This is a genomic window from Ruegeria sp. CH6 (assembly GCF_056537005.1).
Map to the genome: position 1 here is coordinate 104,585 of NZ_JBQFQS010000007.1, position 24,483 is coordinate 129,067.

General features: G+C 56.1%; 23 protein-coding genes. 14 read left to right on the top strand and 9 right to left on the bottom strand.

What is annotated here, in order from left to right:
- Positions 1-35: 35 nt before the first annotated feature.
- Both ACR0CW_RS15315 and ACR0CW_RS15320 read right to left on the bottom strand, forming a co-directional pair.
- Positions 36-680 (bottom strand): cysteine hydrolase family protein, encoded by a 645-nt coding sequence (locus tag ACR0CW_RS15315; protein WP_480788457.1) that lies wholly within the window; start codon positions 678-680, stop codon positions 36-38.
- 1 nt (position 681) lies between these two features.
- Positions 682-1,131, bottom strand: coding sequence for a MarR family winged helix-turn-helix transcriptional regulator (locus ACR0CW_RS15320; RefSeq protein WP_480788458.1), 450 nt, complete (start codon positions 1,129-1,131; stop codon positions 682-684).
- 120 nt (positions 1,132-1,251) lie between these two features.
- Between ACR0CW_RS15320 and ACR0CW_RS15325 the strand changes: the two genes are divergently transcribed.
- The 3 genes from ACR0CW_RS15325 to ACR0CW_RS15335 all read left to right on the top strand — a co-directional run bounded on the left by ACR0CW_RS15325 (position 1,252) and on the right by ACR0CW_RS15335 (position 3,663).
- Entirely contained in the window at positions 1,252-2,103 is an 852-nt protein-coding gene (locus tag ACR0CW_RS15325; RefSeq protein ID WP_170336401.1) for a methylated-DNA--[protein]-cysteine S-methyltransferase, read from the top strand.
- Positions 2,104-2,179: 76 nt separating this feature from the next.
- Positions 2,180-3,055 (top strand): cation diffusion facilitator family transporter, encoded by an 876-nt coding sequence (locus ACR0CW_RS15330; RefSeq protein ID WP_480788459.1) that lies wholly within the window; start codon positions 2,180-2,182, stop codon positions 3,053-3,055.
- Between the two features lie 173 nt (positions 3,056-3,228).
- A complete protein-coding gene (locus ACR0CW_RS15335; RefSeq protein ID WP_480788460.1) occupies positions 3,229-3,663 on the top strand; it encodes a glyoxalase superfamily protein in 435 nt (144 codons plus the stop codon).
- A 58-nt stretch (positions 3,664-3,721) separates the two neighbouring features.
- Here the strand turns inward: ACR0CW_RS15335 and ACR0CW_RS15340 are convergent, their stop codons facing one another.
- The gene (locus ACR0CW_RS15340) at positions 3,722-5,161 is read right to left on the bottom strand and encodes an aldehyde dehydrogenase family protein (RefSeq protein ID WP_480788461.1); all 1,440 of its coding nucleotides are present in this window, start codon (positions 5,159-5,161) and stop codon (positions 3,722-3,724) included.
- A gap of 219 nt (positions 5,162-5,380) precedes the next feature.
- On the opposite strand from ACR0CW_RS15340, the gene ACR0CW_RS15345 reads away from it, so the two are divergent.
- Positions 5,381-6,031 (top strand): peroxiredoxin, encoded by a 651-nt coding sequence (locus ACR0CW_RS15345; RefSeq protein ID WP_155146372.1) that lies wholly within the window; start codon positions 5,381-5,383, stop codon positions 6,029-6,031.
- A 97-nt stretch (positions 6,032-6,128) separates the two neighbouring features.
- Here the strand turns inward: ACR0CW_RS15345 and ACR0CW_RS15350 are convergent, their stop codons facing one another.
- Positions 6,129-6,818 carry an outer membrane protein gene (locus tag ACR0CW_RS15350; RefSeq protein ID WP_480743067.1) on the bottom strand — a complete coding sequence of 230 codons (690 nt, stop codon included), beginning with the start codon at positions 6,816-6,818 and terminating at the stop codon, positions 6,129-6,131.
- 343 nt (positions 6,819-7,161) lie between these two features.
- Here ACR0CW_RS15350 and ACR0CW_RS15355 point away from each other — a divergent pair, with 343 nt between their 5' ends.
- From ACR0CW_RS15355 to ACR0CW_RS15365, 3 genes are read left to right on the top strand one after another with little or no spacing between them, the layout of a single operon-like run.
- A complete protein-coding gene (locus ACR0CW_RS15355) occupies positions 7,162-7,470 on the top strand; it encodes a hypothetical protein (RefSeq protein WP_480788462.1) in 309 nt (102 codons plus the stop codon).
- A gap of 59 nt (positions 7,471-7,529) precedes the next feature.
- Positions 7,530-8,258, top strand: coding sequence for a HupE/UreJ family protein (locus tag ACR0CW_RS15360; RefSeq protein ID WP_480788463.1), 729 nt, complete (start codon positions 7,530-7,532; stop codon positions 8,256-8,258).
- Positions 8,259-8,274: 16 nt separating this feature from the next.
- Complete coding sequence (locus tag ACR0CW_RS15365; RefSeq protein ID WP_480788464.1) at positions 8,275-8,895, top strand: transmembrane anchor protein; 621 nt, start codon at positions 8,275-8,277, stop codon at positions 8,893-8,895.
- 118 nt (positions 8,896-9,013) lie between these two features.
- Here ACR0CW_RS15365 and ACR0CW_RS15370 read toward each other — a convergent pair whose 3' ends face one another.
- On the bottom strand, positions 9,014-9,925 hold the full coding sequence (locus ACR0CW_RS15370) for a PLP-dependent cysteine synthase family protein (RefSeq protein WP_480788465.1): 912 nt from the start codon (positions 9,923-9,925) through the stop codon (positions 9,014-9,016).
- Between the two features lie 122 nt (positions 9,926-10,047).
- Here ACR0CW_RS15370 and ACR0CW_RS15375 point away from each other — a divergent pair, with 122 nt between their 5' ends.
- Entirely contained in the window at positions 10,048-10,425 is a 378-nt protein-coding gene (locus ACR0CW_RS15375) for a winged helix-turn-helix transcriptional regulator (RefSeq protein ID WP_480788466.1), read from the top strand.
- A 15-nt stretch (positions 10,426-10,440) separates the two neighbouring features.
- Here the strand turns inward: ACR0CW_RS15375 and ACR0CW_RS15380 are convergent, their stop codons facing one another.
- From ACR0CW_RS15380 to ACR0CW_RS15390, 3 genes are all read right to left on the bottom strand, one after another.
- On the bottom strand, positions 10,441-11,460 hold the full coding sequence (locus ACR0CW_RS15380; RefSeq protein WP_170336419.1) for a Hint domain-containing protein: 1,020 nt from the start codon (positions 11,458-11,460) through the stop codon (positions 10,441-10,443).
- Between the two features lie 208 nt (positions 11,461-11,668).
- Entirely contained in the window at positions 11,669-13,819 is a 2,151-nt protein-coding gene (gene pnp, locus ACR0CW_RS15385; protein ID WP_170336420.1) for a polyribonucleotide nucleotidyltransferase, read from the bottom strand.
- 227 nt (positions 13,820-14,046) lie between these two features.
- A complete protein-coding gene (locus ACR0CW_RS15390; RefSeq protein ID WP_480788467.1) occupies positions 14,047-14,934 on the bottom strand; it encodes a hypothetical protein in 888 nt (295 codons plus the stop codon).
- A gap of 252 nt (positions 14,935-15,186) precedes the next feature.
- Between ACR0CW_RS15390 and ACR0CW_RS15395 the strand changes: the two genes are divergently transcribed.
- Genes ACR0CW_RS15395 through ACR0CW_RS15405 form a run of 3 tightly spaced genes read left to right on the top strand, consistent with a single transcriptional unit; the run spans position 15,187 to position 18,548 of the window.
- Positions 15,187-16,560: a metal-dependent hydrolase family protein gene (locus tag ACR0CW_RS15395; protein ID WP_480788468.1), complete on the top strand. Its 1,374-nt coding sequence runs from the start codon at positions 15,187-15,189 to the stop codon at positions 16,558-16,560.
- A gap of 45 nt (positions 16,561-16,605) precedes the next feature.
- Positions 16,606-17,370, top strand: coding sequence for a DUF3299 domain-containing protein (locus tag ACR0CW_RS15400; protein WP_480788469.1), 765 nt, complete (start codon positions 16,606-16,608; stop codon positions 17,368-17,370).
- Positions 17,367-18,548, top strand: a complete 1,182-nt coding sequence (locus tag ACR0CW_RS15405; RefSeq protein WP_480788470.1) for a carbohydrate porin — start codon at positions 17,367-17,369, stop codon at positions 18,546-18,548. The genes ACR0CW_RS15400 and ACR0CW_RS15405 overlap by 4 nt, the downstream gene beginning before the upstream one ends.
- Positions 18,549-18,557: 9 nt before the next feature.
- On the opposite strand, the gene ACR0CW_RS15410 is transcribed toward ACR0CW_RS15405, so the two are convergent.
- Positions 18,558-19,460: a LysR family transcriptional regulator gene (locus ACR0CW_RS15410; RefSeq protein WP_480788471.1), complete on the bottom strand. Its 903-nt coding sequence runs from the start codon at positions 19,458-19,460 to the stop codon at positions 18,558-18,560.
- A gap of 148 nt (positions 19,461-19,608) precedes the next feature.
- Here ACR0CW_RS15410 and ACR0CW_RS15415 point away from each other — a divergent pair, with 148 nt between their 5' ends.
- From ACR0CW_RS15415 to ACR0CW_RS15425, 3 genes are all read left to right on the top strand, one after another.
- The gene (locus tag ACR0CW_RS15415) at positions 19,609-21,177 is read left to right on the top strand and encodes an arylsulfatase (protein ID WP_480788472.1); all 1,569 of its coding nucleotides are present in this window, start codon (positions 19,609-19,611) and stop codon (positions 21,175-21,177) included.
- Between the two features lie 230 nt (positions 21,178-21,407).
- Positions 21,408-23,009 (top strand): BCCT family transporter, encoded by a 1,602-nt coding sequence (locus ACR0CW_RS15420; RefSeq protein ID WP_155146346.1) that lies wholly within the window; start codon positions 21,408-21,410, stop codon positions 23,007-23,009.
- A gap of 316 nt (positions 23,010-23,325) precedes the next feature.
- Positions 23,326-24,420, top strand: coding sequence for a Hint domain-containing protein (locus ACR0CW_RS15425; RefSeq protein WP_480788473.1), 1,095 nt, complete (start codon positions 23,326-23,328; stop codon positions 24,418-24,420).
- Positions 24,421-24,483 lie beyond the last annotated feature (63 nt).

Genomic DNA, 24,483 nt, shown 5'->3' on the forward strand with positions numbered 1-24,483 from the left:
GAATGGCTGAGTGTTGGGTGGCTGCTATAGGAATATCACGCCGATAGCCCTCGAAGTTCCGCCCCCTCTACCTCCAGTTTCTCTCTAACCTTCGCCCAATGTTCTGGATTGGCTGCCAGAACAGCTGTCGGATCGATGTGTACCCGATAGCCCCGGTTTAGCGCCCCCTGCGCTGTCTTGTTGACGCAATGGCATCCATCAAGTCCGGTCAGGATCAGGGTTCCGATCTGGTTGTCTTCCAAAAACTGCTCAAACGCGGTCGAGGAAAAGGCATCGCCTACGGTTTTTACAAACTCCGCATCCGCATTCAGCCCGAGGCGCGGATCGGTCTCAATCCCGGCCGACCCTTCATTGCCGCGCCCCTGATTGAACCAGCCGTTCAGCAGGTTCGCCAGCTTGCCCTTGAAAACATGCCGAATGGCGATCACGGGCATCCTGTCCTCGCGGGCCTGCTTGACGGAGTCTCTTATGTTCGAAATGGCAGCATCCAACTCAGCGGCATCCCATCCGGGTGACGAGGTGAAATCAGTCTGCATGTCGATCACCACCAGCGCCGTTGCCGGACGTGTAGCCAGATCAATTGCCGGACCGGTTGTTGGCGTGCCAATCCTGCGAATTTCATTTAGAATATAGAGAACCGCGATCACAATTCCGGCGAGGATGATCCAAAGAACCGACATCTCATACCTCCTCAGCCAGATCGGCAAAAAACCGTGTGAGCGCCAGTTGTACCTTATGGTAAGTCGCAAGCTCTTCGAGAGAGAAGTCTTTGGAAAAACTGGCCAGTTTTGACATCTCATCTGTCCGGATCGCGGTGATGATGTCCTGGCCCGTGGGTGTCAGCCGATAGCAGTAAGAACGCGCGCGCTTGGGATTGGCGCGACTGTCGACCAGACCGGCCTTCATCACTTCCTGCAGGATGCGCGCGACGTATTGCCGTTTCAGCTGCAACTCGGTGCATAATTGTGGGGCTGTCGCTCCGGGGAAAAGGGATAGCCCCTCTAGGATAGCACGTTGTCCTACAGTTACGCCTTCACGATTGCTGCCGCGTTCAACCGCGGCGGTAATGTTGCGCAGCAGGGGCCGCGTGGCCTGAACTGCCTGATAGAGCTGATCCAATGAATGTTCCATGCCCCCAATCTAGATAGGTGCAAAGCGATTCGTCAACTCAGTTGACAAATATATGCGCAGGTTCCGGGTCGCGGCATTGGTCAGGGCGATGTAATGTTTATGTAAGCGAAGAGGTGCAACATGAACGTACAGAACCCAGAAACCGGCTATCACTACAACGTCATGCGGCGCGCGATCGAGTTGATCGATCAGGGCGGTGAAACGCTCAGCCTTGATGAACTGGCACGTCAGATGGATATGAGCCCCGCGCATTTTCAGCGGCTGTTCTCACGCTGGACCGGAGTTTCGCCAAAGCGATATCAGCAATACCTGACCCTTGGGCATGCCAAGGCGCTGTTGCGGGAACGGTTCACGACTTTGGAAACCGCCCACAATGTGGGTCTCTCCGGTAGCGGACGTCTGCACGACCTGTTCCTCAAGTGGGAAGCAATGAGTCCCGGCGAATACGCCCGTAAGGGCGAAGGCCTGACCATCTATTGGGGTTGGTTCGAGAGCCCGTTCGGCCCTGCGTTGGTCATGGGCACCGACAAGGGTATCTGCGGCATGGCTTTTGGTGCGGAAACTGGCGAGGAAGAAGCGATGGAAGACATGCTCTCTCGCTGGCCCAAGGCCAGATTTGTCGAAGACCCGATGCTTCTGCGACCATGGGTGCTTAGTGCATTCGGGGCGGAAAGTGAAAGGTTAGAGCCTACGCCGCTCTTTCTGATCGGCTCACCGCTGCAGATCAAAGTGTGGGAGGCGTTGATGCAAATACCATCGGGCCAGGTCACGACATATTCCGAGATCGCCCAGCGAGTGGGATCGCCACAAGCCGTTCGCGCGGTGGGAACGGCGGTCGGACGCAATCCGGTCAGCTGGCTGATCCCCTGCCATCGCGCCTTGCGCAAATCCGGTGGCTTGGGTGGCTATCACTGGGGGCTGCCCGTCAAGCGTGCGATGCTGGCCTATGAGGCAGCGCAGGCCGACGCATAGGCGTCGGCTGAAAAAAGCCGCCCCCAAGCCTGACCCTTGTGGTAGACGATAGGGGATGACGCAAGAAATTAGGCTGATGTCTCAGAAGTTTGCTGCCTGGTCCATTCCGGTGTCCCTTGCCGTGTTGCTGCTGAAGCTGTTGGCCTGGTGGCTGACAGGCTCGGTCGCGCTGCTTTCGGATGCGCTCGAGTCTATTGTGAATGTTGCGGCCGCACTTCTGGCCTATTTTGCGGTTCAGATTTCGGGCCGACCACCGGATGAGAAACACCCTTTTGGGCACAAAAAAGCCGAGTATCTCTCGGCCGTTGCTGAAGGGACGTTGATCGTTCTGGCGGCGTTATTGATCATTCGCGAGGCTGTCTCGGCGCTGCCATCTCCGCATTTGGATCATGCTCCGATGATCGGAATAGCTGTCAACGCCGTCGCGACCTGCATCAACGGCGCTTGGGCTGTCATTCTGCTGCGCGTTGGAAGAAACGAGAAATCGCCCGCACTGGAGGCCAGCTCAAAGCACATTTTCACCGATGTCATGACCTCTGTCGGGGTTGTTGTGGGTCTTCTGTTTGCGCTGGCTACGGGCTGGCTGATCCTTGATCCGATTATCGCCATTCTGGTCGCTCTGAACATCCTTTGGGAAGGCTGGAAAGTCATTCGTTCCTCTGTTGACGGGCTCATGGATGCCTCCTTGTCCGAACAGGATCTGCAAACCGTGCGCACAGCGATCGAGGCCAATCTCGGACCCGCGCTGGAGTATCACGATCTGAGGGGCCGCAGGTCAGCAAGCGTCATTTTCGTCGAGTTCCACCTTGTCGTAGCCGGCGATATGTCAGTGGCTGCTGCTCATGACATCTGCGACGATATCGAAGAGGCGCTACTAAAAAAGTACCCGGGGTCGGTATTTGTAATCCATCTCGAGCCGGATTCTGAGCTGAAGTCAGCGGTGGCCAATTGACAGTTCGTGTGACCGATGTCAGGAATTGCGCAGGTTCGGGAACCCTGCCGTTCGCGGTCGTTGGCCATGGTGAAACCCGATTGAACCAACATCTGATGCCCCATTTCTGGCGCGCGGATGGCAATGCGGACACCGTCCAGACTTCGCGCCCGTTAAAGGAAACGAGGCAAAGAATGGCAAATACGGAAAACATCGCTTCGATTGAAGAATTGAAGACGCAGGCGAGGCGGCTGCGTGAACGACTGCGCGGCGCTGGTGTTAAGCTGTCCCACAGCGAGGCGCTGGAAACAGTTGCGCATCAGCATGGTGTAAAGGATTGGAATACGCTGCATGCAATGGCGGGTAACCGGATGCGGCTTCGGGTCGGCGACCGGGTCGAGGGCCGCTATCTCGGGCAGTCTTTCTCGGCAGAAATCCGGGGTTTAACCATGATGGGCGACGGCTCTCATCGACGCATAACCCTGCATTTTGATACGCCGGTAGACGTGGTTCAATTCGACAGTTTCTCGGCGTTTCGTCAGCGTGTTACGGGCGAAATTGGCTGGGACGGCCGATCCACCCGGCATACATCGAACGGAGAGCCACAGTTGATCGTGCGACCTGCCTGACAGAAAAAAGCGAGGCACGAAACCGTGCCTCGCCTTAAATCATCAGCAAGCGGAATGTTTACTCTGCAGCCCAGCCGCCAACCGCTTTGACCTCAAGGAAGTCTTCCAGACCCCAGAGGCCGCCTTCGCGCCCGTTGCCTGACTGTTTCATACCACCAAAGGGTGAGCCAGCCGCACGGGACTGGCCATTCATCTCGACCATGCCCGAGCGCAGATGCCGTGCCATCCGATTGGCGCGTGCGCCATCCTGTGTCTGGACATAGTTGGTCAGGCCGTAAGGGGTGTCATTGGCAATCTCGATGGCTTCCTCTTCGGTGTCGAAGGGGATCATGGTCAGAACCGGGCCAAAGATCTCTTCGCGCGCGATGGTCATCTGGTTGTTCGCATCGGCAAAGACGGTCGGGCGTACATAGTAGCCCTTGTTGAGACCTTCGGGGCGTCCGGTGCCACCTGCAACCAGACGCGCACCTTCATCGATGCCCTTTTGGATCAGGTCCTGAATCTTGCCCCACTGCACCTCGTTCACGACGGGACCGATATGGCGACCTTCGTCCTGAGCGGGGCCAACAGCAACCTTGTTTGCTACCTCTGCCGCAGTCTCAACAGCATGATCGTAGATCGGGCGCTGCACCAGCATACGGCTGGGTGCATTACAGCTCTGGCCGGTGTTGTTCATCATGTGCAGAACACCCCGCTTGATCGCCTTTTCATCGGCATCGGCAAAGACGACATTCGCACCTTTGCCACCCAATTCCAGATGCACCTTCTTCAGCGTATCGGCTGCATTCTTGGAAATCGCGGTTCCGGCGCGGGTCGAACCGGTGAAGCTGACCATATCCACATCCGGGTGCCCCGAAAGCTGCGAACCAACGCCGACACCGTCCCCGTTCACTAGATTGAAGACACCGGCGGGGAAGCCTGCCTCATCCATCATCTCGGCAAAGATCATCGCGTTCAGCGGGCTCTGCTCGGATGGTTTCAGCACCATCGTACAGCCTGCGATGGCTGCTGCACCGACCTTGAGCGTGACCTGATTCATCGGCCAGTTCCATGGCGTGATCAGCGCGGCAACACCTACGGCCTCATAAATAATGCGGTCGTTGGGGGCATGATCCCCCAGCGGGCGATCGAACTGAAACGCCTTGGCTGCGCGGATGAAGTTTTTCAGATGCCAGGTCCCGGCACCAACCTGCTGTGTACGCGACATGTCGATCGGCGCGCCCATTTCCAGAGACATGGCCTGCGCTAGATCTTCGGCGCGGGTCTGGTAGATTTCGATCAGCTTTTCCACCAGCGCGATACGCTCTTCCACTGGCGTTTCCATCCAGCCGGGCAGCGCTGCCTTGGCGGCGGCGACCGCAGCATTCGTATCAGCTTCGGCCCCCAGAGAAATCACGGCACAGGGCTCTTCGGTCGACGGGTTGGTTACCTGGAAATCATTTGCCGCCGAGGGGGCGACCCATTTGCCGTTGATATAGAAATCGCGTTTTTCGATCATGGCTCATCCTCCGGAGCAGAAATCAATCGACCGATCGGTCGGTTTTCTAGGGCACTCTGTCACCCGACCCGATGCGGGGCAAGTGGGAAATCATAATTTGATCAAATTATGTATCTGCCAAATCTTCTGACAGAGCAACATGAATGGTTTAACCTCTGCGCAAAGTGATTAGGTTGGCATCAACCGACTCGGAGTTTTTCACAGGAAAGGAGATTCCCAATGGGTTTGCGCATCAACGATACCGTCCCGAATTTCACCGCTGAAACGGATCAGGGCACCGTTCAGTTCCACGACTGGATTGGCGACAGCTGGGCCATCCTGTTCTCGCACCCCAAGGACTTCACCCCTGTCTGCACCACCGAGTTTTCGGCCGTTGCACAGTTGAACGACGAATGGGCGGCGCGGAACACCAAGGTCATCGGTGTGTCGGTCGATGGTGTCGAGGACCACAAGAAGTGGAAAAAGGACATCGAGGAATACGGCAAGGCCAACCCCGGTTTCCCGATTATCGCTGATGATGGTCTGGCCGTGTCGAAAGCCTTCGACATGCTGCCGGCCGAAGCCTATCTGCCCGATGGCCGTACGCCTGCCGACAGCGCCACTGTGCGCTCGGTCTTTATCATTGGCCCGGACAAGCAACTGAAACTGTCGATGACCTATCCAATGACTGTTGGTCGGAACTTTGCCGAAATCCTGCGCGCGCTGGATGGTCTGCAGATGAGCGCCAAAGGTGTCGCGACGCCGGCGAACTGGGTTCCGGGTGAGGATGTAATCATCCCGCCGACCGTCTCGAACGAAGACGCCAAAGAGAAATTTGGCGAGTTCGAGACAATCTTCCCATATCTGCGCAAGACCAAAGCGCCTGAGTAAGGGTTAGACCCGTTTGAAATTCCGCGTGCCCTGATCCTTCAGATACCGGGCACGCGGGTAGGGGAAACGGAACCGAGACGTTTCCCCTGTGCTGCGTTCAGAAGCTGTAGCGCAGACCGAAGTTAACGCTGAACGTATCCAGATCATCCTCAACCGTGCCGGTCGACGCTCCGTTTGGTGCCAGCCGTTGCGAGGACACATCGAAGGCACGGGAATAGCGGGCATCGACGGTAAACGCGGTTGAGCTGTTGATGTCATAGGCCACACCCGCAATCAGCTGTGCCGCAAAATTGGTGTCGCTGTCATCCAGTGCCACGCCGGGTCCATAGACAAAGTTCAGATCAGAATAGGTGGCGCCCAGACCAAACCCGGCAAAAGGGGTGACCTTGCCGCTCTGTTTGAAGTCAAACAGCACGTTGGCAAACAACGAGGTCTGGCTGACATCGCCTGACACGTTGCCTTCGGGCGCCGGGCCGTTGCCCGAGAAATTCACGCCATCCACATCATTGTCTCGATAGGACAGTTCCAGCTCGATCCGTGTGCCGACATTGTCGTTCGACCATTGCGGTATTTCCTTACCGATGGCCAGGCCAAGCCCGTATCCGCCATCAAAATCCGTATCGACCGACTGGGTCGCAGCGCCGATCGTGCCCGAGAAGTCGCTGTCCTGCAGTTGGCTGTATCCAATAAAGCCCTGAATATAGGCGCCGTCCGACAGGCTTTGGGCGGCCAATGCCGATGCGCTCAGCGTCAGGGCGGCCGATGTCAGGAGAAGACGAGTAACCATAACTGTGTCCTTTGTTCCGAATGGTGCATGGCGCACATGTGGGAGAGAGGGCAGCAAAAGGAAGGCTCCGGGCCTTCACACCGGGTCACTCTTAGTTGGCGCTGCGTGAGCGAATAAATTCTGCCCGTGAATTGTTCTTTGCTTTGCCGCCAACCGGCAGTCATTCGCCACCTGCAGTGCGGCATGGTGGTTGATGCCAATTTAGGGATTGCTCTGAAATTCCAATCAGGGGTAGGTCAGGTTGAGGGCAGGGGTCTAAGCAAGGCCGATGTAAGAGCTTAAAATGCAACTAGAACCGGGCAAAGATATCAGGAATTGGACGAGACGGGTCTTCGTTTCGCTTATGGCCTTGTCACTGCTCGTCTGGTCGCTGGCCCCGTCGTTTTCGCACCCAACAGATTTTCTGTTGGCCGAAGCCCGTGCTGAGGCTGTTCACGAAGATCACGGACATTCACATGGCGACAGCGTCGATCGTTACTGGTCGTTGCACGGTCACAGTCATGATGTGGCCGATCACGACCACAGCTCGGCCATTCTGATCCGCAATGGTTCAACCCTGCCGGTTACGGAGTACCTGCTGGCCGGGGTTATGGACCCGTTCGTCGACCCACCCAATCCGGTTTATCGGCTCGAACGACCTCCGCGCGTCTGATCTGTCCCGCCCTCCGGCGGGCCCAAAGATCATTCCTACAAAAAAGCGGAGAAATTCTCATGCACGCAGTCCAAAGGGGCTGGGGCGGGTTGGCGATGCGCCAATCCCTGCTTCTGGCAACCCTTATCCTTGCGGCGCTCGGGTTCAGCGCAACCTATGCCGCCGCGCATAACGTAACCGCCGGTGATGCCGGCTATATCCAGCAGATCTGGGGCGTCAAACTGATTCCCTTTGCCTATCTTGGCGCCAAGCACATGGTGACGGGATATGACCATGTCCTGTTTCTGTTCGGGGTCGTGTTCTTCCTGTACCGGGCCAAACACGTCGCCACCTATGTCAGCATCTTTGCCCTTGGGCATTCCACGACCATGCTGGCAGGGGTTTACTTCGGTTGGAACGTCAACGCCTATATCGTTGACGCGATCATCGGCCTGTCCGTCGTCTACAAGGCATTGGACAATCTGGGCGCCTATCAGCGCTGGTTCGGGTTTCAGCCAAATACCAAACTGGCGACGCTCATCTTTGGCTTTTTCCACGGCCTCGGTCTGGCGACCAAAATCCTTGATTATGACATTCCGCAGGACGGGCTGCTGCCCAACCTTCTGGCCTTCAATGTCGGGGTCGAGATTGGCCAGATGCTGGCCTTGGCGATGATCCTGATCGTCATGGGTTTTTGGCGAAAGTCCCCATTCTTCTGGAAACACGCCTACACGGTCAACGTGATGATGATGTCAGCCGGCTTTGTCCTGATTGGCTATCAGCTCACCGGCCTTTTCACCACAACCTGAATTCGCGGAGAAACACATGTACAACTCTGAAAAACCTTCCCCCGAGGAGCTGCCAAGCTCGCAGCAACTCATCCGATCCACCATTATCGCTGCGGTTGCGGCCGTGGCCATTCTGATCACCATCGTTTTGCCAGCAGAGTACGGTATTGATCCCACGCGGATCGGCCGGGTTCTAGGGCTGACCGAAATGGGTGAGATCAAGACCGAACTGGCGGATGAGGCCGCCCAAGATGCACAAGCGGCAAGTGACGAGCAATCGAATCTGCTGCTGGATATCATGGGGGCCTTTGTTGGCGCCGCCTATGCCCAAGAAAGCGCTGAGCCCTGGTCAGACGAATTTTCATTCACCCTGGCACCGGGCGAAGGGATCGAGTGGAAGCTGGTCATGGAAGAAGGTGCCGTCGCAGAATATGAGTGGGTCGCCGAAGGTGGGCGCATCAACTTTGATCTGCATGGCGACAATTCGGATCAGTCGATCAGCTATGAAAAGGGCAGGGGCAAGACCGACGACCGCGGCGATCTGGTTGCAGCCTTTGGCGGCAATCATGGCTGGTTCTGGCGCAACCGTGACAAGCAGGACATCACGGTTACCGTGAAATTGCGCGGTGCCTACAGCGATCTGAAACGCACTTACTGATCAGGATGCCCCGGCTCAATCGCGAGCCGGGGCAACCACGGACTTTGGCTTGTACTTACCAAGTGCAATCATCGTGTATCAGGGGTCCAGACGCCGCCCGGTTCAGCATCATGGCTGACTAGCCGTGCAAATTGTCTTTCAAGTAACGCAAACCGGTGTCGATGATCACGGTCACCACGGTTTTACCCGGTCCAAGTTCCCGGGCTTTCTGCAGGGCAGCCCAAATGTTCGCACCAGACGTAACCCCGCCAAGCAGACCCTCGCTATGGGCCAGCGCTCGGGCGCCCCAATAAGCGTCTTCATCCTTCACCGGGATAACCGAGTCGATAAGGTCCCGGCGTAGTATCGCAGGCACAAAGGAAAGCCCGATCCCTTCAAGCTTGTGCGTGCCGCCCGTTTCACCGCCCGAGATGTTGCGGACATGGTAGGGTTCGATCGCAACGATTTCGGTCCCCGGATTGTGGGCTTTCAGAACCTCGGCATTGCCAGAGATACAGCCACCCCCTCCTGCAGCCATGACAAAGGCATCGATTGGGCGGCTGGCCTGTGTCAGAATCTCCTGCGCCATGCCGTGGTAACCCAGCTTATTGTCCATGTTGTTGACCTGATCCGGCCAGAATGTACCGGGTTCGCCGGTCAGTTCCTTGGCCCGTGCGATCATCCGGTTGATCACATCGGCAGTCAGCACACCGCCTTCTGCATGAACAATCTCGACTCCGGCGCCAAAGGCCCGCATCGTCTGTAGCTTTTCTTCGGAAAACCCGTTCGAGGACACAAAATACGCCTCATAACCGCGCGTCGCGCAGACCATCGCAAGCGAACTTCCGGTGCTGCCGCCCGTATATTCGACGACGCGCCCTCCGGGTTTCAGTTCACCGCGCCGTTCTGCGCCTTCGATCATCGACAAGGCCATGCGGTCTTTCATGCTGCCCGTCGGGTTCGCCCCTTCCCACTTAACATAGATGTCGGCGTGATCCGGTCCGGTCAGACGGGTCAGCTTGATGAGAGGTGTGTTTCCGATGGCGAGCATGATCAGGTCTTTCGAAGGTGAGAGTAGTAACTTCCATAAATTAAGTTACTATTTGCATCAAGCTTCCATTTTTTAAGTTACTAGAGTAAACCGATGTGTGCATTGCCTGACCAGAGGATGACATGACTCAAGCCGATCATGAATTTCGCTCCCGCTGCTCCATTGCGCGCAGCCTTGAAATCCTGGGGGATAAGTGGACCCTTCTGGTGGTGCGCGATCTGATGTGGCACGGAAAACATACGTTTCAGGAACTCCAAAACAGCGAAGAACATTTGCCGCCGAACTTGTTGTCCCAACGTTTGAAACGACTGATGGAATGGGGATTGGTCGAGCGCGAGGCCTATCAGGACCGGCCTGTTCGCTATCGATATCAGCTCACACCCCGGGGGCGAGAGTTGGAGCCTGCCTTGTTGCAGATCATGCGCTGGGGTCATGCGCATTTGGGTGGCGGACTTTATGATCCGGACAAAGGTGCCACAGTGGCAAATGCTTCCAACTAAGGTCGCTTTGTACGGCTATGAAAGCCTGACAGCCTCTGGCGCGGTGCAATCAGCTGACAGCCCCACTGGAACCGACAGCTCGGATTGCAGCGCGCGCACCTCATAGGGTTTCAGGACCGGCAGCACAGTGGGACCGTAACTCTTCGCATTCAACGTCAATTCGGGGAAAAGCTCGAAAAGCTCGCGCCTGGTTGCAGGTGAAACCGCACTCATCGTGGTGTCACCGGGATAGAATGATTCAGACCAGACGCCTTCAACTTTGACCAGCTCGTGACTGTCGAATAGCAGATGGATGTATATGACGTCCTGATCGGGCGGCATCTGCGTGATATCCCGGCCATCGACCATGCCCTTTGCAGGGGCCAGCATCATGCTGTCGGCATAGTACAACTCCATCGACGCGGATGTGACCGCGATCCGATGTTGAGGCGAGACCAGCAAGTCGCGCTGGGGGCAGCCTTTGGAAAAACTGTTTGCCCGAATGCGAATGGGGCAAAGATGAGAGTCGATCTTCAACTCATGTGCTGACAACCGGCGTTTGCCGACCCAGCGCAGGGGTTTGCAGCTGCCATCAGCGGTTACCACGTGGTCACCGGGTTTCAGTGTTTCTATCCGGCGCAGACCTGTCGGGGTCAGGATTCTTGAGCCAGCAGTGAAACATACGAAGGTGGGTATGGTGTCGTATTCGGTTGGCGGCGCAGTAACGATCGAGTTGTTGGTATTCGCAATCGTGTCCCCAACCGACACTTCACCAGAAGTGACGACGACATATTGGGGATTTGAGAACTGAAGCAGCGTAAAGGTGACCGGATTCCCGCCGACGTTGCCGCTGTAGGTCTCAAACACCTGAAAGTTGGTAGAGTTGCCGATGAACCCGGGAACACCGCTGACATCCAACTGCGGGTTTCCATCCGCATCCGGGTCTTCGAGGCTGTCATCAGTATCGATGATTTCGACCTGATAAGCGTTCAGCACCACGACATTGGTGTTACTCAGAGGATCGCTGTTGATCTCGTAAATTGTGATAAATTCCATGGCTGAAAGTCATCCAATCACAACAAGAGGTTAAATCTATAATGAAATGATACACTTTTTGCGTGTGTCTTCCTAGGGACTTTCACGGCTTGTTGGGTGCGGCGTGATCTGCAGACGTGCAGTACAGCTAAGTCGCGAAAGGTTGTGCTGGCACAAAAAAGGCCCCGGTGTATCCACCGGGGCCTTCATCAGTCAAAAGGTAGGCAGATTATTCTGCGCCTTCCTCTTTCTTTTCTTTCTTCTCAGGAACGATCTCTTCGCCGGTTTCCTGATCGACGACTTTCATCGACAGGCGGACCTTGCCGCGATCGTCAAAGCCCAGCAGCTTGACCTTTACTTCCTGACCTTCTTTCAGAACATCCGACGGATGGTTCAGACGGCGGTTTTCGATCTGGGACACGTGGACCAGACCATCGCGCTTGCCAAAGAAGTTCACGAAGGCGCCGAAATCGACGATCTTCACGACTTTGCCGGTGTAAACCTGACCTTCTTCTGGCTCGGCCACGATCGAATAGATCATGTCATAGGCCTTCTTGATCGATTCACCGTCAGGCGAGGCGATCTTGATGACGCCGTCGTCGTTGATGTCGACCTTGGCACCCGAGGTTTCCACGATCTCGCGGATGACCTTACCGCCCGAGCCGATCACTTCACGGATCTTGTCGGTCGGGATGTTCATGGTCTCGATGCGCGGAGCGTGGACCGAGAATTCGTTGGTCTCGGACAGGGCTTTGCCCATCTCGCCCAGAATATGCATCCGGCCTTCTTTGGCCTGTGCCAGAGCGGTTTCCATGATCTGCGGTGTGATGCCTGCGACCTTGATGTCCATCTGCAGCGAGGTGATGCCGTTCTCGGTACCCGCCACTTTGAAGTCCATGTCGCCTAGGTGGTCTTCGTCACCCAGGATGTCGGTCAGAACAGCGTAATCACCGTCATCTTCAAGGATCAGACCCATGGCCACACCGGCAACCGGCGCTTTCAGCGGAACACCCGCATCCATCATCGACAGCGAACCGCCGCAGACAGAAGCCATCGAGGACGAACCGTTGGATTCAGTGATCTCCGACACCACGCGGATGGTGTAGGGGAAGTCGGTCGGTGCGGGCAGAACAGCCTGCAGCGCGCGCCATGCCAGCTTGCCATGGCCGATTTCTCGGCGACCGGGCGAACCGACGCGGCCAACTTCACCAACCGAGTACGGAGGGAAGTTGTAGTGCAGCAGGAAGTTCGATTTGAAGTTGCCGTGCAGTGCGTCGATGAATTGTTCGTCGTCGCCGGTGCCCAGCGTGGTCACGGCCAGTGCCTGTGTTTCACCACGGGTGAACAGGGCAGAACCGTGGGTACGCGGCAGCAGTGAGGTTTCAGCATCGATCGCACGGACATCGGTGGTCGAGCGACCGTCGATGCGCTTGCCGCCTTTGACGACGTCGCCGCGCAGGATGCCGGCTTCCAGCTTTTTCATCGCCGAACCCAGGTTGCCGTCTTCCAGCTGTTCCTCGGTCAGCGCTTCCTTGATCGCTTCACGGGCAGCGGCAACAGCGGCGGTGCGCTCTTGCTTGTCGGTGATTGCGAAGGCGGCGCGCATCTGCTCTTCACCGGCGGCCGCAACGGCAGCGTACAGTTCCGAGTAATCGGGCGCTTCGAACTCAAACGGCTCTTTGGCGGTTTCTTCGGCCAGATCGATGATCAGGTCCAGAACCGGCTGGATCTGCTCATGCGCGAAGTTCACGGCGCCCAGCATTTCTGCCTCGGACAGCTCGTACGCTTCGGATTCAACCATCATCACGGCGTTCTTGGTGCCGGCAACAACCAGGTCCAGACGCTGTTCCGGGTTCAGGCGCAGGTCCTGCATGTCGTCCACGGTCGGGTTCAGGACGTACTCGCCATCCACGAAACCAACGCGGGCACCTGCGATCGGACCACGGAACGGTGCGCCCGAGATGGTCAGGGCAGCCGAAGCGGCGATCATCGCAACGATGTCAGGGTCGTTGACCAGATCGTGGCTCAGCACGGTGCACATCACCAGAACTTCGTTTTTGAAGCCGTCAACGAACAGCGGGCGGATCGGACGGTCGATCAGACGCGCGGTCAGCGTCTCTTTCTCGGTCGGGCGCGCCTCGCGCTTGAAGAAGCCACCCGGAACCTTACCGGCGGCATAGTATTTCTCTTGATAATGCACGGTCAGCGGGAAAAAATCCTGACCGGGCTTTTGTTGCTTGGCAAAGGTTACGTTCGCCATGACGCTGGTTTCGCCCAGCGTGGCAATCACGGTGCCGTCGGCCTGGCGTGCAACTTTGCCAGTTTCCAGTGTGAGCGTCTCTTCGCCCCACTGCATCGATTTCTTAGTTACATCAAACATATGCGTATCCTAGATGGGAGCACTCCCGGCCCTCCGGGTCTCCCGTTTGCATGGCGGCCCCATTGCCGCCGACCCCAATTTATCTTCCATTCGAGTGCCGGGGTCAGGGCACAACGTCTCAGATACCGCGCGCATACATGAGAATGGGCCGAATTAAAAGAGGTCTCACTTTCGTGGGCGATCATCAGCCTCGACAGATCGAAAATCAGCCGAACACCTGCCCAAACTCAAAACGACCGCTCGCGAGATTTGCGCAGCGCGCGAATGTCAGTCTCAGTTTCAGGGCCTGTGGGTTGCACTGGTTTCCTCTGGGCCTCGGGGCTTCCGTCAAACTTCAACAGGGCCAGAGCCGATGCCGACCAGATCCACGAATTCAGCCACAAAAGCCCGGCTAAGGCGGCTATGCCTTGGAGTATGATATCCAGGTCAAAATCCGGTAAAGCCTGCCCCGTAACGATGGAAATTATGGATACGACGAGTGGTAGAACCGCGAACAGAAGCGTTAACAGTTCAAAATAAAACTGCAGGAAGAAAGACACGAAAAAGATGCAGAACAGCGGCAGAAAGCTGCGTCCGAGGCCATAAAAGAATCCATTGCTTGGCGTTCTGTGGCCCGCTTCTCTGGCAGCATTTGCCAGCGGCACCGCCATGATGGCGTAAGTAACCGTCAGAACCACGACGACGACGGCTATCTTGATGCTCACCGCGATCAAGGCAAAGGCAACTTGGGTGGATTGCGGTGTGTTCTTGAACGCATCCAACGAAATGGGTACGCCGACCTGCCACATGGCGACCAGAACAGCGATGGCGTTAGCAAGCAAGACCAAACCGCCCACCACGACAAAAAAGAAGACCCCGTACATAAACGAGTTCAGTGCCAGAATCTTGAAGTCAGTCTGGCGTAAATCACCCTTTACTGCCAACGCCACGCGAATGCCGAACAGGCTGATGAACATGGCTGTGACTGGTCCGCTGACGTAGCTTGCGAAGCCGAGTGTAACGATACCTAGTATAGCCCAAACCACAAACGAAGCGGCGCTGATCAGGATCACGGGAACAACCATTCGCGCAAAAACGCCAAATGACAGAAGTAACGAACTGAATATAAGGGTCATTGGTAGGCGCCTTTGAAAGAAGGGTGGTACGCACGCCAGACGGCAATCCGGTCCGGCCGACGGTTTTATAAGTTTTGAGTAATAGCCTGAGTGATCGAATTCTTGTTTGGCGGGAATCTACCTAAAGGAGATTTGTTTGCAAGATCAACCAAACCCGAAGTTGGTGAAGAGCTACCCTTCTCAACAGTAAAATTAACATATGGAATTTTGAAAATATGATCTACCATCCGATCAGGGATCGGAGGGAGTGAGATGAAAGCACGTGCAATCGGACTTGCGTTTGGCCTTTTGGCATCCGCCGCTGCGGCACAGGATTCGCCTGAACAAACATTGTTTACCAATGTCCACGTATTTGACGGTGTAAATGAGCAACGGATTGAGAATGCAAGCGTTCTGGTCGAAGGCAACCTGATCAAGACCGTTTCGACAGATGCGATCGATGCGCCGGATGCCACGGTGATTGATGGTGGTGGGCGCACCCTGTCACCGGGTTTTATCGAAACACACGCTCATCTGATGCTGATGGGGCCAAGCATTCCCGCGATGGAGGCAAACGTCACTTGGGAAGATTTCGGCATCCACGGTACCCGCATGGCCGAGATGTATCTGATGCAGGGTTTCACGACCGTGCGGGATGCCGGTGGTGCAAACGGCGGATTGCGACGGGCAATTGATGCAGGCCAGATCCTCGGCCCACGCTATTATCCCTCTGGCGCATTTCTGGGCACGCGTGGTGGTCACGCAGATTTCGCCAGCTTCACCTCGCCACCCGGTGCCTCGACCAATTTCGGACGCCTGAACATGGCGCAGGAGGTGGACAGCGTTGCAGATGTTCAGAAGTTTGGTCGCAACAATTTCCGCATGGGTGCAACCCAACTGAAATACATGCAGTCAGGTGGTGTGGTTTCGGCCTTTGATCCGTGGCAACTGCTGGCCGGCTCCCCCGAGGAAATCGAGGCCGCCGTGCAGGTTGCGAATGAGTATGGCAGCTACGTGATGGCCCATTCCTATCGGAAAGAAGCGATCATGAACGCCCTGAATGCGGGCGTCAAAAGTATCGAACACGGGTTCTCTTTCGACTGTGAGATCGCGGCACTGATGAATGAGAAAGGGGCCTATATCACAACGAATCTGACGGCCTTTGATCCCGGTCTTCTGGAAATCCCTGCCGTTGCAAGTGTTCCCTCGAGCCTTGCCAAGGCCAAGTCCGCATCCGAAACCTTCGCCGGGTATATCGACAACATGCGCGAATGCCCCGTCAAACGTGGTTTCCAGACGGATTGCGTCGGCTCGGTCGAGGCGTGTAATATTCAGATTGCCTATGAGAAGAAGCTCAACAATGACTTCTTCGGGCCTCTCACTTCGATGGTCACTTTGACCTCTACAGGGGGTGAAATCGTTGCACTGTCCGGTGACTTCATGAACCCTTATCCCGCAGGCAAGCTCGGCGTGATCGAGGAGGGGGCTTATGCGGATATCCTGCTGATCGACGGCAACCCGCTCGAGGATTTCTCGGTCGTGGGAACAGGCGATCAGTGGTTTGGTGCCGATCCAAGACCTGAAAGCCCGGAAACGATCCGGCTGATCATGAAGGATGGCGTGATCTATAAGAACACGCTGCAATGATCTAAGGTGGAACTGCCGCAATACGCGATGCGACGGAGAACGCAGATGAAAACCCTGTTTCGGCTGATCACGATGGTTGCGCTGCTTTTGGCGGGGCAGGCCTCTTTTGCCGCGCCAGGTGTCGCGCTGGACTGGTCCGATCTGCCCGACCCGTCTGTGCAGGTCTTTGAGGATCCGTATCGCGACCTCAGTCCGGAACAGTTTGATGATCTGCTGTTTGTCGTCCGGCTGCGGAGCAGGTTGGCTCAGGATACCGGCAGCGCGGAAGAGCGGCAGAAGTGGCAGGAGTTGCTGACTGAGACCGAAGAGGCGCTGGCAGTGGATAATATCGATGTCGACTGGCTGTTGGACCAGCGGCAGGTGGTGACCGAGCGCCGCAAGAAAGCCGGAACCGCAGGTAACCCGGAATTTGATGGTCAGACCATTACGCTTGCGGGATTTGCCATTCCCGCCCCGCCTGATCCGGATGGTCAACCGGTCGCCTATCTGGTGCCCGAACGTGGCATGTGCAGCCACATGCCACCCCCACCACCCAACCAGATGATCCGGGTGCGTTTGAACGGTGACTGGGCGCCCGCATACTTTCACGAACCCGTGCGTCTTACTGGGCTGCTTACCATCGATCCCACGGATCAGAAAATGGTCGTCGTTGACGGGCTGATGCCGATGCGCGCGACATTTCAACTGAATGCAGACAGCGTCGAGACACTTGAAACTCGTGGTGATCAGCTCGAGTGGACACAAAGCGTTGCCGACCGCCTTCGCGCTGCGGGCAATCGTAAAACTGGCGGCCCTAAGGTTTCTGAATGATCCGGTCTCTGGCCCTTGCACTGCTGTCGTTGTTGTTTCTGGACAAAGCGGCTGCGCAAGGTTTATCCGGCCCGTCCTCGGTCGAAGCCGAACTTGAACCCGGCGATGGGCTGACCGATCCGCAATACCGTTCGGATTTCCCGCGCAATATCGCCCCCGGCTGGTTCGCTTGGAAAGATCGGCTGGCTGAAAGTGGGTTCCGTTTCAACATCGACTATCTGGCGCTGGGCCAGACTACAAATGCAGATCTAGGCACTGGTGAGGCTGCCAGCGGTATCGCCCGGTTCTACGGCAGTTGGCAGGCCACCGAGAGGGGTTCTTTGACCTTCAAGATCGAGAACCGGCACAGCTATACCGAGGTCGCACCGCAATTTCTGGGTCTGAACGGTGGCGCGCAATCGATCACCGGAACGGCTTTTAACGACAACGGGTTGCTACTGACCAACCTGTTCTGGACCCAGCGGGTTGCAGACGGATCCTGGACGTTGCAGTTTGGCCAGATCGATGTGACAGACTTTGTCGATGTTTACGGCCTGGTCAGTCCCTATAGCGGGTTTCAGAACCTCGCATTTAACACCAACCCAACGATCAACGCTCCGAATCCGGGGCTTGGAATTGCGGGGGGCCTCAAGCTCAGCAGTAATTTCTATGCTGTGGCCAGCGTCGCGGATGCCAATGCAGATCCTTCGGACCCGAATTTCGATGTCTTCAGCGACGGAAACCTCTTCAAGTCACTCGAAATCGGATACACTTCGGGTTTTGACCGCATCTATTTCGACAACGTGCATCTGACGCTCTGGCATGCAGATGCTGCCGATGATGGCAGTCGTCCCGAAGACTATGGTGGTGCATTTTCTGCTGCGTGGTTCGTGGACAACAAGTGGATGCCCTTCTTTCGTGCAGGCGCAGCCAAGGGAACGGCTGCTCTGTATCAGCGCTCGGTTTCGGCCGGTTTGGGATATTACGGGCGCAATACCGACCTTGCCGGGCTGGGCCTGAACTGGGCAGAGGCGCGCGGGGTCGATGGGGATCAGTTTACGCTCGAGGCGTTTTACCGGTTCTCGATTTCGCCCGGCTTGCAGATCACGCCGTCGGTACAGCTCATCTCAAACCCGCTGCTCAACCCCGATCAGGACAGTATTGCCCTGTTCGGATTGCGGACCCGGATCGTGTTCTGAGCCTGCCTCTCACATCGCCAGCTTGCGCAATTGCTGCCACAGCAAATCTACGGTCGGCTGATCCAGATCGGTTTTTCGGGCAGCGCAGATATTCCATGTAATCTGCGGCTCGGTTTCGATCAGTTTTACCGAACCGGAAGAGACCAGTTCGCTGAACGTCTCAGGCATTCCACCAACCACGAACGCACTGTCATCCAGCAGCGAGGCCAGAAAGGCGTAGTCGTCACTTTCGATCTGGGGCAGGGTTCTGACCTTTTGTGCCGCCGCTTCGTTCCCACCCAGCGCCTTGGTCAGTGCCGCACGCCAATGTTTGTGCAGATGCGGTGAGGCAAAGGGATACTCAAACACGTCGCGCAATTTGCAAACGGGGGCGTCCTGCAGCGGATGACTGACATGCGCAGCAAATACCACGGCGCGTTTTTGGAACATCATCAACTCGATGTTTTCGGTTTCCGGCGTATGGGTCAGATCGCCCACATAGATATCGATTTCGCGGTTCTCCAGCATCTCGATCGGCGCTTGCCGGGCACTGACCGACACACTGACCCGCATTCCTGGAGAGACCTGCAGCGCTGCTTGCATCGCAGGTTTGATCAGGGTCCTGGGCGTCAGAGGTCCGCACCCGATCCGCACGGCTTGTCCCGCATCTGATCGAATATTCGCAATCTGCAGCTCGCAGGTCTGAAGTTCCGACTGCAGTTTTCGGGCAATGGGCAGAAATTCCTGCCCCTTGCGTGTCAGACCACTGTTGCCACGCTTTCGGTGAAACAGGGGAAACCCCACCTGGTCTTCCGCCATTGCGACATAGCGTGACAAAGACGCGTTCGACACGCCCATGCGTTTGGCAGCGTCCTGAAAGTTACCGGTATCGGCAAGATTCAAGAAGGCGGACAGGGATTTCTCATTCAGCATCGCGGTCTCGAAAATTTCAGATTTCGCGTATTACGTTTCAGAATTTGCAAAAATGTAAACCCGCATTGCGAGATGAACGAGCCTGCCGCTAGGAAATATCTAATCTGGCCGTTTGGTCATTTTTCATCGTTCTCAGGAGTTTAACCCGGTGCTTCAGATCAAATCGATAGCGTATACCGCTGCTGCCGCATTCTGTGCGCTCGCGTCGGCAGCCGTTGCAGAAACCGAAAAACCAAACATTCTCGTCATCATGGCCGACGATGTCGGCTGGGCCAGTCTTGGCAGTTATCATCAGGGCATCAAAAGCATCCAGACCCCCAATCTTGATCAGCTTGCGGCTCAGGGTGCGCGTCTGACAGATTACTATGCGCAGCCCAGTTGTACGGCGGGCCGGTCGGCCTTCATCACCGGCCAATATCCGGTGCGGACCGGCATGCACACCGTTGGTCTGCCGGGTGATCCGGTGGGTCTGAGCGACGAAGACCCGACACTGGCCAATATCCTGAAATCTTTGGGTTATACGACCGGGCAGTTTGGCAAGAACCATCTGGGTGACCTCAACAAGTTCCTGCCAACGGTCAAAGGCTTCGATGAATATTGGGGCTGGCTCTATCACCTCAATGCAATGGAATACACGTCAGACCCGGATTGGCCCAAGGACCCGGAATTCGAACAGCAATTTGGTCCGCGCAACATCATTCATTCTTTTGCGACAGACACCGTGGACGAAACCGTCGATCCCCGTTGGGGCGTGGTTGGCAAACAGCGCATCGTTGACGATGGTCCCGCCCCACCGGAGCGCCAGAAAACGCTGGATGACGAGGTCACGGCCCATACAATCGACTTCATCGATCGTGCGGTTGAAAGCGAAACACCGTTCTTTGTTTGGATGGCTCCCGCTCGTGCGCATGTCTGGACCCATCTCAGCCCAGAATACGAGGCGATGCTGGGCGATGGTCGTGGGCTGCAGGACGTCGTGATGAAAGAGCTGGACGATAATGTTGGCAAGGTCATCGCTCATCTCGAAGAACTGGGGATCGCAGACAACACCATCGTCATTTTCACTTCGGATAACGGTCCCGAAACGATGACATGGCCCGATGGCGGTACCACGCCGTTCCATGGGGAAAAAGGCACGACGTGGGAAGGCGGGTTCCGCGTGCCGGCCATCATTCGCTGGCCCGGTAAGATCGCGGAAGGCCAGGTTTTGAACGGTATCTTCGACGGCATGGATTGGATGCCCACACTGGTCGCCGCAGCCGGTGGCCCGCAGGATTTGCCTGCTGATCTGCTGGACGGGTTCGAAGGCTACAAGGTGCATCTGGACGGCTACAATCAGCTTTCCTATCTGACCGGAGACACGCCAAGCAACCGCAAGGAAATTGTTTATTACGAAGGCACGGATCTGCAGGCAGTGCGCTACAACGACTGGAAGGCACATTTCACCATTCAGGAAAAAGGCTGGGCCGGCCCCAAAGAAGAACTGAATGCGCCACTTCTGTTCAACCTGCGTCGCGACCCCTACGAAAAGGCAGCCGAGGAATCGGGTATGTACACGCGCTGGATGGGCAACAAGATGTGGGCATTTGGCCCCGCAGCCCGTCTGGTTCAGGCGCATCTGGGCACCTTTGCCGAGTTCCCACCGCGTGGCGCGACTGTTGGTAACGAAACGCATGTTCAAGAACAGGTCAGCAGCGAAGGCGGGATGTCTCAGTAGCGGCCGACGCCGAACCTACAATGCAGAAAGCGCCTGTCGAAAGATGGGCGTTTTTTTCTTACTTATTCTGTAAAATGAATGCATTTGGTGAAATTATGCTGTCAGTGTAAGCTGTTACCACAAAGCCCGCGGTCGATATGACGGTAACGCGCCAAGGGGGTAACACACTCATAACCGTCCGCTGACCGAATACCTTGGCGTTTGCACTTGGCGAACAGAAGGGCAAACGAATGGCGGAATCTAAGAAAATGCTGGATCCGGACCCACGGATCTATGACTTCGAAACGGAATATGAGCTGGGGCAGGATAACGTCCGGCCTTTTGGCCTGGACATTCACAATCCGGTTTTTCTGATCTCGAGTATCGTGATCTTTGCATTTGTGCTTATCGCGCTTGCAAATCAGGAAGCGGCGGCCACATTCTTTGGATGGCTAAGGCCTTGGCTAACCAGCACTTTTGACTGGTTTCTGGTGCTCTCGGTGAATGCAATCACCCTGTTCTGTCTGGTCCTGATCGTGCTGCCGGTCGGCAGCGTTCGGATCGGCGGCAAAGACGCTACACCGGACTATTCCTATCCCGGATGGATCGCGATGATGTTCGCAGCCGGTATCGGTATCGGTCTTCTGTTTTTCGGCGTGATGGAGCCTGTCTATTACAACTTTGCCGAAGATGGCGGTGCGCGACCTCTGGGTCTAGATATAGCGGTGCCCGGCAATGAATATGTCGGTGTTGTCGGTACCATCCACCACTGGGGTCTTGAGGCATGGGCGGTCTATGCGGCAGTCGGTCTGAGCCTTGCGATATTCGCCTACAACCTTGATCTTCCTCTGACATTGCGCTCGGCTTTCTATCCAATCCTCGGCGAGCGGGTCTGGGGCTGGTGGGGCCATATCATCGACACGCTGGCCGTATTTGCCACGCTGTTTGGCCTGACAACCTCACTGGGGCTGGGTGCTCAGCAAGTTGCGGCAGGGCTGTACGAGGTGTTTGGCATCGAACCCAGCCCGACGGTTGTTGTTCTACTGATCATCGGCATCACCATGATTGCCTTGGGATCGGTGCTGATGGGTATGGATGCAGGCGTCAAGCGACTGAGCGAGATCAACATGATCATGGCGGTGGGACTGTTCATCTTCGTCATCGCAGTGACAGGAATTGGAACAGCGGTTAGCCGCTATTTCAGCGTAATGGCCGATTATGTGCGCCACCTGCCAGCCCTGTCCAACCCGTTCGGTCGTGAAGACACCAGTTTCTTCCACGGCTGGACGACGTTCTACTGGGCATGGTGGATTGCATGGTCGCCCTTTGTGGGCATGTTTATTGCGCGTATCTCGCGCGGTCGCACGGTGCGTGAGTTCATCATCTGTGCGTTGCTGGCACCAACCGCTGTCTGCGCCCTCTGGATGTCGACATTCGGTGGCGCGGCGATCGACATGCTGAACGCTGGCGGTGCCGAAGGCGTCCGCGCAACGGTCATCGATAGCTATGCACCCGAAGGTGCCTTGTTTGGCTTCCTGAAAGAGTTGCCGCTCTATGGCATCGTCGCCCCAATCGCGCTGATCCTGATCGTGGTGTTCTTTGTGACGTCGTCAGACTCGGGCTCGCTGGTGATCGACACGATCACGGCAGGCGGCAAGATGGACGCACCGGTCGTGCAACGCGTGTTCTGGTGCACCCTTGAGGGTCTGGTGGCCATCGCCTTGCTGCTGGGCGGCGGGCTTAGCGCGCTACAGGGTGCTGCGGTTTCGACCGGAATTCCGTTCACGCTAGTCGTTCTGATCATGTGCTACTGCCTGTGGCTGGCGCTGCGGTCGGAACGATCGAAGATGTAGCTTAGCTGCAGAGAAACGCGAAACACCCGTCTTCGGGCGGGTGTTTCTATGCTTACGAGATTTCAGGCCTTTGATTGTTTGAATCTCCAGACAAGCAGCAGACCACCACCTGAAACCTTCGTTACACAATGAATATCGTGCGGTTTTGAGCTTCTCCCGCAACACTGGGCCCCTGCTTTTCACGTTCTGTGAGAGCAGAGCCTAAGTAGATATTGAAACAGGAAAAAACTCGGTTTACGCAAAATGAAATTGATCTGTACGAACCAGTTTGTTCTGTTCGCAGCGGTCGCAAGTATATTAGTGATTGGATGGATAAATGGTCGCAATAAACTTCGTTACACTGCTGCAAAATGGCTCGCAAACTGTTGTTGACGCGGATGGTGACACGGTTGTTGTAACCGCGACTTTCACAAGCGATTTTTTCGTCAACGGGTCCGGTGCCGTTCAATCCGACAATGCTGTAGATACGAGTGCAGACTCATTCACCCTTTCGTTTTCTAAGCCTGTCGAGGACTTCACGTTTACGGTCGGCGACGTCAATTCCAACGGATTTGCGGGTGGGTTCAATGACCGTATTGTGGTTGAATCAACGCTTGATGGGACGCCGGTCGTAACCAACCTGAATTTTGGAACCAGCGGAACCACGGCAGAATATGAGGCGCCCTTTAACACCAATGTCACTGAAACCGTCACAGTGACCGGGCCTTTCGACCAAATTACACTGACGAATTTTGACCCGGACCGGCAACACGGCTGGCTGTTCCTGACAACCGGTGATATCGGCGACGTCGTCTGTTTTGTCAGTGGCACGCAGATAGAAACGGAAAACGGGTTGAAAGCGGTTGAAGATCTTGCGTCGGGGGATCTGATTTTGACCCGCGATAATGGCTACCAGCCGCTCCGATGGATCGGGAAGAAAAAGGTATCGGCCGCACGTCTCGGCGAAAATGAGAAACTGCGCCCCGTTCGGATCAAGGCCGGGGCTCTGGCATCTGGTTTGCCGCATCGTGATCTGGTTGTTTCCCGTCAGCACAGAATGCTCGCCGTTTCCGATGTGGCCAAACGCATGTTCGGAAGTTCGGAGGTTCTGGTTCCCGCTCACAAACTGACCGCGCTGCCAGACATCGAGATTGAAACCGCGGAAGAGCCAGTTACCTATTACCATCTTTTGTTTGATGATCATGAGATCATCTATGCCGAAGGGACACCAACCGAGAGCTTGCACACGGGTCCGGAAGCCCTCAAGACACTTTCATCGGACGCGATAGAAGAAGTTCTGATGCTGTTCCCGGAATTGGCCGAGCGTGGCAAATCACAAGATCTGGTGCGCTATACCCCATCTGGGCGTCGCCAGAAGAACTTCATTGCCCGACTCGGAAAGAACAATCGACCGTTTGTCGTGCAGAATTGAAACACCCAGATAGGCCGATACGCTCTCTTCAAGGGTCGGAGAACTCGGCTTGGAGAGCTTTGC

Excerpts from the sequence above, each read along its gene's own strand:
- ACR0CW_RS15315 (WP_480788457.1), bottom strand. The coding sequence starts at position 680 with ATGTCGGTTCTTTGGATCATCCTCGCCGGAATTGTGATCGCGGTTCTC.
- ACR0CW_RS15320 (WP_480788458.1), bottom strand. The coding sequence starts at position 1,131 with ATGGAACATTCATTGGATCAGCTCTATCAGGCAGTTCAGGCCACGCGG.
- ACR0CW_RS15325 (WP_170336401.1), top strand. The coding sequence starts at position 1,252 with ATGAACGTACAGAACCCAGAAACCGGCTATCACTACAACGTCATGCGG.
- ACR0CW_RS15330 (WP_480788459.1), top strand. The coding sequence starts at position 2,180 with ATGTCTCAGAAGTTTGCTGCCTGGTCCATTCCGGTGTCCCTTGCCGTG.
- ACR0CW_RS15335 (WP_480788460.1), top strand. The coding sequence starts at position 3,229 with ATGGCAAATACGGAAAACATCGCTTCGATTGAAGAATTGAAGACGCAG.
- ACR0CW_RS15340 (WP_480788461.1), bottom strand. The coding sequence starts at position 5,161 with ATGATCGAAAAACGCGATTTCTATATCAACGGCAAATGGGTCGCCCCC.
- ACR0CW_RS15345 (WP_155146372.1), top strand. The coding sequence starts at position 5,381 with ATGGGTTTGCGCATCAACGATACCGTCCCGAATTTCACCGCTGAAACG.
- ACR0CW_RS15350 (WP_480743067.1), bottom strand. The coding sequence starts at position 6,818 with ATGGTTACTCGTCTTCTCCTGACATCGGCCGCCCTGACGCTGAGCGCA.
- ACR0CW_RS15355 (WP_480788462.1), top strand. The coding sequence starts at position 7,162 with ATGGCCTTGTCACTGCTCGTCTGGTCGCTGGCCCCGTCGTTTTCGCAC.
- ACR0CW_RS15360 (WP_480788463.1), top strand. The coding sequence starts at position 7,530 with ATGCACGCAGTCCAAAGGGGCTGGGGCGGGTTGGCGATGCGCCAATCC.
- ACR0CW_RS15365 (WP_480788464.1), top strand. The coding sequence starts at position 8,275 with ATGTACAACTCTGAAAAACCTTCCCCCGAGGAGCTGCCAAGCTCGCAG.
- ACR0CW_RS15370 (WP_480788465.1), bottom strand. The coding sequence starts at position 9,925 with ATGCTCGCCATCGGAAACACACCTCTCATCAAGCTGACCCGTCTGACC.
- ACR0CW_RS15375 (WP_480788466.1), top strand. The coding sequence starts at position 10,048 with ATGACTCAAGCCGATCATGAATTTCGCTCCCGCTGCTCCATTGCGCGC.
- ACR0CW_RS15380 (WP_170336419.1), bottom strand. The coding sequence starts at position 11,460 with ATGGAATTTATCACAATTTACGAGATCAACAGCGATCCTCTGAGTAAC.
- pnp (WP_170336420.1), bottom strand. The coding sequence starts at position 13,819 with ATGTTTGATGTAACTAAGAAATCGATGCAGTGGGGCGAAGAGACGCTC.
- ACR0CW_RS15390 (WP_480788467.1), bottom strand. The coding sequence starts at position 14,934 with ATGACCCTTATATTCAGTTCGTTACTTCTGTCATTTGGCGTTTTTGCG.
- ACR0CW_RS15395 (WP_480788468.1), top strand. The coding sequence starts at position 15,187 with ATGAAAGCACGTGCAATCGGACTTGCGTTTGGCCTTTTGGCATCCGCC.
- ACR0CW_RS15400 (WP_480788469.1), top strand. The coding sequence starts at position 16,606 with ATGAAAACCCTGTTTCGGCTGATCACGATGGTTGCGCTGCTTTTGGCG.
- ACR0CW_RS15405 (WP_480788470.1), top strand. The coding sequence starts at position 17,367 with ATGATCCGGTCTCTGGCCCTTGCACTGCTGTCGTTGTTGTTTCTGGAC.
- ACR0CW_RS15410 (WP_480788471.1), bottom strand. The coding sequence starts at position 19,460 with ATGCTGAATGAGAAATCCCTGTCCGCCTTCTTGAATCTTGCCGATACC.
- ACR0CW_RS15420 (WP_155146346.1), top strand. The coding sequence starts at position 21,408 with ATGGCGGAATCTAAGAAAATGCTGGATCCGGACCCACGGATCTATGAC.
- ACR0CW_RS15425 (WP_480788473.1), top strand. The coding sequence starts at position 23,326 with ATGGTCGCAATAAACTTCGTTACACTGCTGCAAAATGGCTCGCAAACT.